Source organism: Faecalitalea cylindroides ATCC 27803 (assembly GCF_000469305.1).
GTDB classification, from domain to species: domain Bacteria; phylum Bacillota_I; class Bacilli_A; order Erysipelotrichales; family Erysipelotrichaceae; genus Faecalitalea; species Faecalitalea cylindroides.
This window is the reverse complement of sequence record NZ_KI270967.1, coordinates 1-11619: the sequence shown is the minus strand read 5'-3', so window position 1 is coordinate 11619 and position 11619 is coordinate 1. Positions and strand designations below refer to the sequence as shown.

The window sequence follows — 11619 nt, the reverse complement described above, 5'->3', positions numbered from 1 at the left end:
TAAAAAAAGGCCAATCAGACATAAAATCACTAAAAAGATGCCCCAGCTTTTTTTCATGGCATGACCTCCTGTTTCTATCCTATTTTACTGAAGAATGCTTCGCTTGCCAACCGTCCCAAAAAAGAACCTTGTGATATTGTCGGGCAGAAACGGACGTGCTATTCTCGAGATAGGAGAAAACAATAATGGCAAATGTACGAAAAGGTGAAAATCAAAAACTGAAAATGTTGTATCTGGTCAAGATCTTATCGGAAGAAACCGATGATCTGCATGCGTTGACCATGGCCCAGATCTTAGAAAAAATGGCAGACTATGGCGTCAATGCGGACCGGAAGACGATCTATGTAGATCTTGATGAACTGCGAAAGTTTGGCTTCGATATTCTTTCGGGAAAAGAAGGAAAACACTATTATTATCATTTAGGTTCCCGGAAATTCGAACTGCCGGAACTCAAGCTTTTGGTGGACTCGGTCCAATCTGCCAAATTCATTACGGATAAAAAGTCGCAGGAACTGATCAAAAAGCTGGAATCCCTTGTCAGCAAGTACGAGGGCAAACAGCTTCAAAGACAGGTAGTGATCTCAGGCCGGGTCAAAACGATGAACGAAAGCATCTACTACAATGTCGACCAGATCCATGAAGCCATTGGAAAGGAATGTCAGATCCAGTTTAAATACTTCCAGTGGAATATCAAAAAAGATATGCAGCTAAGAAAAAACGGATCGATCTACCATTGATCCGTGACCTAAAAGAGATGACGGATCTGCCCATAATGAATTATTTATTAACAGAAACACAGATAAAAAGGATCCTGAACTGGAAGATCTAGTTCAGGATTTTTTTGAGACTATCACCATTTTTGAACGTTTTACTCGGAAAACAGGTTCTATTTGTATTTTTATTATATATGAACAATAATGAAAACTGCGGGAATAAAAATTACATTTGTCTGTCCAAAAATGAGAAATTCCTGAGAATTTTGAGAATTCTCACGCATTCTCGAGAAAATGTTTATATGTCTCTATAGCCTTGGTTGATTAGTAAAGTTATATTTACTTCTTCATTATCATGCTGCCGCGACTCCTCAAATATGTCAAGCTCGCTAAATTCATTTGTTAATTCTATTAGAACACTATCCTTTATCTCTTTAGATTCTATTTTCATTAAATAAGTTTCATCACAACTCGGTTTAATTGCTATCTTTGTCTTTGATTCATTTTTGATTATTAGAGTATCTTTACAATTCAAAACATTATTTTCCATCTGATTTAATGGATGTTTTTGAATCTTTTCCCACATCTCATACAAGAATGTCTCATCTCCAAAGTCAGATCTTTTTAAAGCTGTTCCCTCCATTTTATGACCCATGAAGTACTGACTCTCCAGGACAGTAAAGCCAAGAGTATAAAGATGCGTTGCCATATTTCTTCGAAGCAAATAGGTAGTGACATCTTTTTCACCTAAGTCATATTCTGTATCCTTATCTTCTGAAATACTAACCATAATTCCCGCAATTCGGGATTTTTTAATACCTACTTCATCTCTTAAAAACCTTCGCCCTGTAATCGTTAAATCATCTGAATTACAACGAGTTCCGTATTTATTCCCTCGACATACGATTGGAAGATCATATACCGATTGATAAACATTACCATTCTCCTCTAAAGGAAATTGGACCTTTGATGTTAAAAAATCAATACGTTCATCTAGATATTCTTTAAAGACAGAAACTAGAGGTAATCTTCTAAACGCATTTTGTGTTTTTCCACCAGATTTCAATGTGTTGGTACGATACTCTACCGACTTAGTGATTTGGATATAGAAACAATTTGGATAATTGATCATTTCTAAAATATCACCATAATTCAAACCACAAGCTTCATTATTTCGACATGCAGTAAAGAACATAACGGCTAAGCCCAGGTACTCACCTTTATCTATTCCAGGATCAGCTAAAAGAATCTGAAAAGCCTTCTTTTCTTCTTCTACCGTTAATGATTTGACAATGGACAATATGGCAGATTCCTGACTTTCACTACCATCTCCACCCCTTCTAAAATCGGTCGGATTAATTTCAAATGGATTATTCTCAGGATAAAACTCATTGAAAAAGTATTTGCACGGATCATACATGAGATGGCGAATCGTTGAATAGATCGTACTATCTCTATATTCATTCTTTTCTTGGATTTTTCTAATCAAATCATCCACATAATCGATATCAAAAGATTCTACAGGCTTACCATAATTTACATACGGGAAAATGTTGTTATTATAAAAATCCATGTATGTATCATTGGTCGATTCTTTATTATCTTGATTAATAAATTCAAAATAACGTTGAACAGCCCCTACAAAGTTCAATTTTTGATATGGAGTAAATTTTGGATATTTTGGATCAAATACTCTCATTTTTGCCTCTCTATTCTACTGATCGATAAGTCAAATCCATATTTATTTTCAATAGATATTTCTACTTCATCTTGTTCTGACAATGATAAAGTTGCCACAATACTAACAGCACTTGTTCTAGGCTTTTCAGATTCATACTGTATTACTCCTTTAGAATCTGGGACCAATCGGGTCATTTTAGTTCTAGGCTTTTCATCTTTCATGAAAATTGTCATAAAGCGATTCTGTTTTACACCAAGAACCAATTGCGCTGCATCATTTCCAAAATCACAATAATTTCGTGCAAACGGTGTATCCGTTTTTCTTCCCAACAAATAATCTAATTCCCCTTGATTAAAATTAGCTTTATAGAGTCCATAATGTTGAAAATTACTTTTAAAGATATCCCCGCCATACGAAAGAAAGTCTGTTTCTATTGTTCCTTTTTTAGAGTCTGGAATTTCTGAAATCAGAGAATATCCCTTACGTAATTTCTTCACCAGTTTGCCGCAAAATGCACTTAAATTTGTCGGAGAGATTACACTTGTACTCTGATCAATAAGATGATCTCCTTCAATAATCGGAAAATCATCGATATCTTTAACATTTGATATGTTCTGATTATTCATGACTCTTTCTCTTTGCGCTAATAAAACTTCTGTTAATTCTTCACTACAAGGGATTTTACGATACAATTCCTTTCTAGAAAACTCCGCGAAACCACTTCCATCGTTGTATAACTGTTTACGAATAATCAATTGATATTTATCATGATCTTCATTATAATCATGTAACAAAACAAAATCCTTCCATTGAAGCGCACATACAATATTGCTTTCTAATCCAGTGACCAGTTTTATATATGCTCCCAAATAACGACTATCTTTTTCGAGATTCTTTTTGATATGTTTGTACAATTTTATATTTTCTGTCTGAGAAAAATATTTTATGGTTAAGTGTTTTCTAGATTGATAATACGCTTTATCTTTTAAATTACTCTCCTCAATCACTTCATTTTTAATTAGATTTATCGATGCATGTTTCATCTTGATTGCCTGATCAATCAAATCTGACAACAAAGCTTTAGCCTGGTATTTCTTGCTCTCATCGTCAACTGATTCATATATATTGTCCAACACTTCATTCACAAAAAATGACGAAAAATCATCTATCAAAGTTCTACCGAGAACAATTTCGCACAAATCCAATACTATTTCCATTTGTTTGTTCCCGTATCTATTTTTGATAGATTCCATATAGAAATAAACAAATGTCTTTAACGTGATTGGTTTATTTTTATACGCTTGCTTATATACTGAACAAATCTCTTTTCGTATATCAATTGGATTTTTCCCTTTTCGAACCGAATACGGATACTCGAAATTCAACCAATTTTCAGTTTCTTCTTTAGAAGATTGTCGACAGTTTTTAAGTGTTAAAGGAAGTTTAACTTTAGATGAAAAATCTCGACTTCCATCTTTTAAAAATCTTGGCTCTACGGCATACGCTCCTACGCGATAACTATTATTTATTGAATCAAAACTAGACGTAAAATAGAAAATGATCTCTTCTGTAAAATGAAATAATTCTGCCGTTTTTCTTTGCTGATTTGTTTTACGTGTGGACTCTTTAAATCCATCATTAAAAATTTTACGAATACTTTCTCTTTCATCAAAGAATTTCTCTTGCGATAAATTTTGAGAATATAAACGTGGTGATAAAGCCTGATATTCTCCATCTTTATTTAATGTATAATGAGTTACATTGAATTTTATATGAAGATTTCCTGATTGAAATTTTAATAAACTTGATTTTTGTCGTCTCTTTACATCATTGATTCCTGACGGAAACAGATGAACCTCAGATAAATTATTGCCTTTGAAAATAGTTTGTGTCTCTAAATCATTCAAAATATTTTGATCATAATCATAAAAATAAAACGCATCAAATTGAATTTTTCTCATAAGATAATTTATTAAATATAATTTCATTCCATTGTCAACAATATGGTTTCCAAAGACTAAAACTTGATTGTTAAAATCTGAGAATTGTGAAACATACTGTTCTAAATCCGAATAATAAACCGATTCTAAATTTGGTCGTGATTCAAAATTTTTCTGCCAAAACATTGATAAGTTTTCATCCGAAAAGACAAACAAAGTGTGAACATTTTTCAATTTTGGATCTCTCAACCATTTTCGAATAAAGAAAGGAGAAGCATCTAATAATACAGCTCCTTCGTAATCTGAATCATTAAAACAATTTAAATTCGAAGTAAACATATAATATATAATATGATTTTCAATCAAACTTTCTTTATGATTTTTCATATAGATTGAACTTAAAATTTGAATTAAAACTGTTGAAAATTCAGAACCTCGTATAACTTTTATAAATTGTTTTTGAAAATCTTGAGCGAATTGTTCATCAAAAAGACTATGTATCGTATGGTTTAAAAACTGTTCTGGATCATCATTTAACTTTGATAAGATGTCATAAATTTCTTTTTGATTGAAATGTTCCATTAAGAATTTTGAAAAGACATGAACACTATTTTTTATGTTTTCTTCTCTTAATGGAGTTAAAGTGTAACCACAAAAACAATGATAGAAATGTTCAAAATCTTCTCTAGAAAAATCATAAATTCGGTTTTCAGAAATGAGTTGACCGTATTGTTTTTTAAAAAATTTATATAACGATCCATCTTCTTTTTTGCGAGGACGATCCATTTCAAATTTTGATTTTATGGCCAACATCGCAAAAATTGTATTCGTAATCATTCGTGGATTCCAACGAAAAAAATCATTGGATAAGGAGTCAAAATCAAGGATCAATCCATAATTTTGAAAACGTAAAAACCTCTCTAAATTAATGGAATCACTTGATGTATTTTTGACATAGCCAACCAATTCCTTCTCCATTTCTTTATAACTTTTCATTGAAATTCACCTCACTTATCAAAGTGTTAAACTCATATTTGGCAATTGCACCAAAATATTTATTTTTATTTTTATCAGTATTAGTTGCCAATATAATAATACACCTTGAAAATATTTTTAGTCAATTTTTAGTCAAAGGCATAAAAAAAAGCCCTTAAATGCTTTATTTAAAGGCTTTTTGATAGTAGTGGGATTATTCAAACTCAATGGTTCCAGGAGGTTTACTTGTAAGGTCATACTAAACAAATTTATTAACTTATTTAAAAAGAGATCTAACCTTACATAGGCTTAGATCTCTTAAAATGAATTATAGTAATTCTTTATTTTTTACGACGTTTTAAGAATGATAGAACACCAGCACCTAGTGCAGAAATTCCAGCTAGTCCTCCAAACAATCCCATGCCAACCGCAACTCCTGTATTAGTTCCATTTGTTCGACTAGAATCTTTATCTGAAGAATTGTTTCCCTTATCTCCACCAGTTGTCTGATTTCCATCTCCAGTATCTCCTGGATCTGTAGTATCTTTCTTTACTAGTCCATCAAATGCAGCCTGTAATTCTTGTAACATAGAATCTATTTCTGTCTGTGTCACATTTTCTTTTTCAAGAAGTGCTGTAGCTTCATTTAATTTTGTTTTTAAAGCATTCACACTATCTGTAGTATATCCGGATAAATCAGTATTTTGAATTGTTTGAATTAAACTTTCCAATTTAGATGTATCTATAGAAACTAGTTCATCCTGTACAGTTAGTTGTACATTAATTGTGTCACTAAATCCAGCTACTGTCCCTACAATTGTATATGTACCTGCACTAGACAAATCAATTCCACTTGTATCCCAAGATACTGAGGCTGTACTGAATGTGTTATTATCCATTCTAACTTGGATATCATTTGGTAATTGTGCCAATACTGTATCCAATGATGTACCTGTTTGTACTGTAATTGGATCAACTGTTCCTATAATTTCTGCAACTGTTCCACCTTCAGCATTAATTTGTAAGTTGTTGAAGACAGCTGTTGATTTAAATGTCTGTACACCAACATATCCTTCACTAAAGTTTGTTCCACTGTTAGATCCAACCAAGACATCATTCACATAATAAGTCATTGTGCCGGCTCCATCATACATAATTTTTAAATCATAGCTTCCATCAGTTTTTGGAGTAATTTCAGATAGAGGTTTTGTCACATTCCACATCTCATTACCATTATTTTGGAATAACTTGGCAATTCCATCCACTGTGTCAATATTTGCACAGAACCAGTTCGCAGCTGGATTGTTTTTATCAGTTACACCAAAGACAATTCCTGCAGCCTGACCTTGTTCAATTTTTAAATTTCCAGTAAACGTGAAGGCTTTATCTGCACTTACTTTTGCATCGGACAAATAGAAGCTATCTCCTGTTCCGACATTATTTCCTATCAAGCCTTCATCCGTAATCTGCCAGCTTCCGCTAATCACCTGCCATCCATCGGCATTATTTTCAAAATTAGGATCTGCTACACGGACAGATACTTCTTTTGTTAGATCTCCAGCAGTAGCACTAATGGTATATGTACCAGGCTGACTTGCCTTTAATGTAGTTGATGTAGTTCCTTCGCTAACAACTTCTAATCCTTCTCCATAACTCCAAGTTACACCTGAGTTTCCTTTATTTGGATATACATTGGCATTTACTGTAAATTCACTACCTGTTTCTACATAAGAAGGAGCATCTAAGTATAATTGTTGATCTTCTGTTACAGAACCGGATTCTCCTGTATACATTGATTTCATATCATAAATATTAAGTGAATCAATGGTAATAGAACCATCTGTAAAGAATTCCATGCCAATATTATCTTTAGACATATATGCTACAGTGGAAATATTAGCTTCCCCGTAGTTACCAAATGCTTCAACAGCACCTTGATCAACAATGATACGTAACTGGATCTTATTACCCTCCATTGGAATTAAGGTTTGTTGCCATACACCGCCGTTCTGGCACGAATCGGACTGTGAAACATCCAAAACCATCTTCTGTTGTTCCACATCGTATTTATAGACCATTTCCTGTCCATTGCCTTTGCGAAGTTTGAATCCAAACTCTGTAGCCGTTGTGTCATCCAAATCAAATGTCGCCTCTAGATCATATGTGATTCCACTTGCTCCTTGTAGAATGTTTCCATCTTCAGGAGTTACTGTAATACCTTTTGTTCCTTCATAAAGCATATTTTCAGTATCTCGTAACGCATCTACTTCTTCAACCGGATAACAAGTAATTACATATTTTCCATCAATTAGTTTCAAACCATATTCTTGAGGTAGAGACTGTACACCTTTATAATCTTTTCCACTAAAATCTTTAGTATCCTGTAGCCAGCTGATTCCAATCACTCGATCTTTATCTGTTGGATCATCCCAGAAGGTCATCGTTGCATACTTACCAAATCCTGCCCACGGGTTTTCATTAGATTCTACATTTAATCTTTCAGATTCAGCGTACCACTTATAAATGCCAGTTTCTTCATCTTTGACCATATCACCGACAACATAGAATCCCGCACTTCCACCATAGATCCATTTAGTTTCATCGGTGCCTTCTATAGTAGCCTGATACATCATTGGACATTCGGAATTGATCCTCGTTCCATCGAGATATTTTAATTCCTGTGAAAATTCCCAGTCAATCAAATTTGTTGATGTAAATATCTGTGCATCGCCACCAGCTGTAATCATATAATAATGTTCATTATCCCCTGGAACCTGGAATACCTTAGGATCGCGGAAATCTGCTCCAGACAATGAATGGCTGTTATCGAGAATGATACCGCCCTTTTTCCAAGTTACACCATGATCCGTTGAATAGGCGTAAGCCTGAGATTGTCCATTAGCTCCATTGTATGTGTAATAAACGATGAGATATGAATCGCCTTTTTTATTTTGGCTGAATAATCCACTGTCATTATTCAAATCTTCTACACCGCATCCTGAGAAAATCAGACCATTATCATCAATTTGGATGGCTAGAGGCATTTGTTCCCAGTTCACTAAATCTTTTGAGCGGACATGAGCCCAGCTTTGGTTATTAAAGTTGTTTTTTGTAGAATATTGATAATAGACATGCCAATAGCCATCTGTAGAATCATACACCATGCCATTTGGATCGTTCATGAAATTTGACTGTGGCGTTATATGGAATTGAGCACGATACTCTTCATTAGCAAGATCTTCTGTTGATGTCCATTTATTAACCGCAAAATTCACGATACTCGTAAAGCTGTCCGACTCTATCGTAACATCCACATTCATATAATCCTCAAAGAATTCATCTTTTGAGATTGTAAATGTGCCATCGGTGATTTCTTCTTTTTCTTTAATGATATTTCCGTTTTCGTCACTCTTTGTTACATAGAGTTTCGTGCCTTCTTTTGCTTCTAAACCGATAACAGCTTCATCTACGTCAGGTTGGATATCCATTCCATAAACATTGACAGATTCATCAAACTCTGGTGTGATAGTTACACCTTCCGGCAACTTGATACCTGTCAAATGTGGTTCTTCGATATCTTCCCAGGAATCAAGTTCTTTATATTGGACATTTTGATAAATAACCGTACCATCCCAAGTTAAAAGACCTAATCTTCCTTCGTCTGGACGAACATCGATATCTCGATTAATAATACCTGTACCATTGACGTACACACGTAAATGATTTTCATACATTTGAACTTTCAAATCATAGCTGCCATCTTCGTTTTCCGGAACACTGGCTAAAGAAACAGTTTCATATGTCCCCGCACCGGAACCAAAAGAGAACAACTTAAAAACATTAGCAGAATAATCCACATTCATAGCAATGGTTCCACCAGATGGGTTTTCATCTGCACGGAACAATAAAGATCCGGCACCTTTTTTACCTTCATTACGAATATTAGCACTGTATTCAAAATTCTTAACCTTTGTATCTGATATTGCAAAATTATCACCAGTACCGGAAGAATAGAGACCTTCTTCTGTTTCACGCCATGTACCATTCAAGCCATGAAGATTTTCCAAATTAGTTTGGAAATTTGATTGTGGAATCGGTTGTGCACTTAGTGTCATATTCTCAATATGAACCTGGGACTGGAAAGTTAAGAACCCAAAGTAACCACCCTGATAAGCACCTTTAAAATCTTTTTTCATATCATATTGAGCAGTAATACCATTGACCGTAATGACTAAATTATTATCGCCATCGACAGAAACTGTCCAATGGATGGGCTGTGTCGTATCATTGACACTTGTAACTGTCGTAGGAGAAATGATTTCATCCCCTAAAGCCGTCGGGTCACTTAATGGATTTTGGAACAACTTGATTTGTACATCATTTCCGGAAAGGGATAATTCCAACCCAAAGAATTTCCCAATATCTGTTGGAGATGTGTTTTTTTCTGCACCAAAAATCAGTGATGTTTTGTTAACTCCACTCTCAAAAGTGACATCGCCGGCAAACGAGAATATTTTGCCTTGAACTGAAGAAATTAATATATTATCTCCATCTTGTTGATTGATGCGCATGCCTGTATCAGTTTCTTCAAAATCACCAGTCAAGCCAGTAAACGGAATTCCAGCACGAACACTCCCAGTAGACACTTCTTCATTCGAATTTTCAATTTCTTCATCCATCGTGTTAGTAGCTTCATTTGGGTTGTTTTCTTCCTCCGTAGGATTTTCTACAACTGTGGAATCGTCTGTTTTTACTTCTTGTTCAGATGTATCTGTTGTTTCAGTTTCTTCTACATCACTAGTCTGTTTGGAAGTATTTATTTCTGTTTCCTTGTTTTGCTCTACAATTTGTGTTTCATCCACCAAAGATTGTGTGCTATCCGAGATATTCTCTTCTGCAAGCACAGGCGAAATCGTACTGAGTCCTAATGAGCACGATAGAACCGCAGCCGCTACATTTGTTTTCCTTCTTTTCATTAAATGTCTCCCTCCTTATGTAATCGCTTTCACCTTTAAATATGATAATACCTTTGCAAAAAACAAAGTCAATATTTATACCAAAAGTCATGACATTTAACTGAGAAATCAATTACAATTGTCACAAATTTAATAGACAAATGAATAAAAAATTGTTTAAATCTTTCATATTCTCCATTATTTAAAAAGCATGAACTTAAGAAATATTTCTCTTAAACTCATGCAATTATTTATAATTAATATCGTTTATTCTTCATAATATTTCTCAGGAATCAGTGCAACTGGAGCAATATCTGGAATATCATCCCCATCTTCATGTAAAGCATAACTTCCATCAACTCTTAGTACAAATACATCTCCTTCTTTAATTTGATGAGGAAGTTTAATATCATCGGCATATACACTATCTAAACATAGGCAAAGGCTCTCATCATTAGAATAAAATGAATCCTTTTCTTGAGGAGCGAATATGATTTTATCAGAATCCACTTGTTTAACAATCATCTTCATATCAATGTATCCGTCATACTCTATACTACGCATCACATCTTGATTTTGGCTTAATTCCCAATCTTCTTGAGTTATTGTAAATTCTTCATATGGAAATAAACCTTTTGAAAGTATATGTCCACTATCTGCATTTTTATAAGTTACATTAACTGTTGTATCACAATCTTGATTCATCAAAGCACAATTTGTCTGCAAAATGTAGTTGATCCAGAAAGTGTGACTCATATTTTCTAAAGCTTCTGCCGCATTATCTGAAAACAAGCCTTCATCATCCACATTAAAAGTTACAGAAGAATAATCTTCACTCCATTCAACTGTATAATTATCCTTTATAGCTTCAAATTCTTGAGCTATTTCCTCCATGATTTTTTGATTATTTTCAATAAGATTTTTGATTTGTGAATTGCTAGCTTCTAGAACCAAACAATCCTCTTCTAATGTAACTTCATTTGCATATGTAGAATCCAAGCTAAACGAATCTGTATCATGTTCTTTTACACTTTCATAAGATTCTTTACCTAGAAAATACTGTGATTCTATAGGAAGAATATACTTACTTGTTGGTTCTTTTTGACACCCACTTAAAACAAATAATAAGATAGCAAGAATACTAAATAGTCTACGTTTCATAATGATCACTCCTAGTTTTATTCTAAATGGATTTATCTGTTTTTGCATTAAGATTTTTTCTCTTAATTAGTGATTGAATAAATCTAAAATTATTAACTCTATTTTATTTCATTTTAACATTCCAAAAGTTAAAATCTAATAAATGAATGTTAATATAAAGTTCGCTTAACCTTCAACAATCTATAAAACAGATA

The 11619-nt window shown here is 33.7% G+C and carries 5 protein-coding genes; 1 reads left to right on the top strand and 4 read right to left on the bottom strand.

Features of this window, described 5'->3' with window-relative positions; translation table 11 throughout:
* The first annotated feature begins 185 nt into the window (after positions 1-185).
* The gene (locus HMPREF0367_RS01545; protein WP_211237373.1) at positions 186-737 is read left to right on the top strand and encodes a hypothetical protein; all 552 of its coding nucleotides are present in this window, start codon (positions 186-188) and stop codon (positions 735-737) included.
* Between the two features lie 274 nt (positions 738-1011).
* On the opposite strand, the gene HMPREF0367_RS01540 is transcribed toward HMPREF0367_RS01545, so the two are convergent.
* From HMPREF0367_RS01540 to HMPREF0367_RS01525, 4 genes are all read right to left on the bottom strand, one after another.
* A complete protein-coding gene (locus HMPREF0367_RS01540; protein WP_035400475.1) occupies positions 1012-2412 on the bottom strand; it encodes a site-specific integrase in 1401 nt (466 codons plus the stop codon).
* Positions 2409-5330: a site-specific integrase gene (locus HMPREF0367_RS01535; RefSeq protein ID WP_035400474.1), complete on the bottom strand. Its 2922-nt coding sequence runs from the start codon at positions 5328-5330 to the stop codon at positions 2409-2411. The genes HMPREF0367_RS01540 and HMPREF0367_RS01535 overlap by 4 nt, the downstream gene beginning before the upstream one ends.
* A 320-nt stretch (positions 5331-5650) precedes the next feature.
* Positions 5651-10285: a GH32 C-terminal domain-containing protein gene (locus HMPREF0367_RS01530; RefSeq protein WP_051335120.1), complete on the bottom strand. Its 4635-nt coding sequence runs from the start codon at positions 10283-10285 to the stop codon at positions 5651-5653.
* A gap of 246 nt (positions 10286-10531) precedes the next feature.
* The gene (locus tag HMPREF0367_RS01525; RefSeq protein ID WP_035400471.1) at positions 10532-11425 is read right to left on the bottom strand and encodes a hypothetical protein; all 894 of its coding nucleotides are present in this window, start codon (positions 11423-11425) and stop codon (positions 10532-10534) included.
* Positions 11426-11619: the final 194 nt, after the last annotated feature.

What these genes read in the sequence shown, in the direction of transcription:
- HMPREF0367_RS01545 (WP_211237373.1), top strand. Translation starts at nt 186, where the DNA reads ATGGCAAATGTACGAAAAGGTGAAAATCAAAAACTGAAAATGTTGTAT.
- HMPREF0367_RS01540 (WP_035400475.1), bottom strand. Translation starts at nt 2,412, where the DNA reads ATGAGAGTATTTGATCCAAAATATCCAAAATTTACTCCATATCAAAAA.
- HMPREF0367_RS01535 (WP_035400474.1), bottom strand. Translation starts at nt 5,330, where the DNA reads ATGAAAAGTTATAAAGAAATGGAGAAGGAATTGGTTGGCTATGTCAAA.
- HMPREF0367_RS01530 (WP_051335120.1), bottom strand. Translation starts at nt 10,285, where the DNA reads ATGAAAAGAAGGAAAACAAATGTAGCGGCTGCGGTTCTATCGTGCTCA.
- HMPREF0367_RS01525 (WP_035400471.1), bottom strand. Translation starts at nt 11,425, where the DNA reads ATGAAACGTAGACTATTTAGTATTCTTGCTATCTTATTATTTGTTTTA.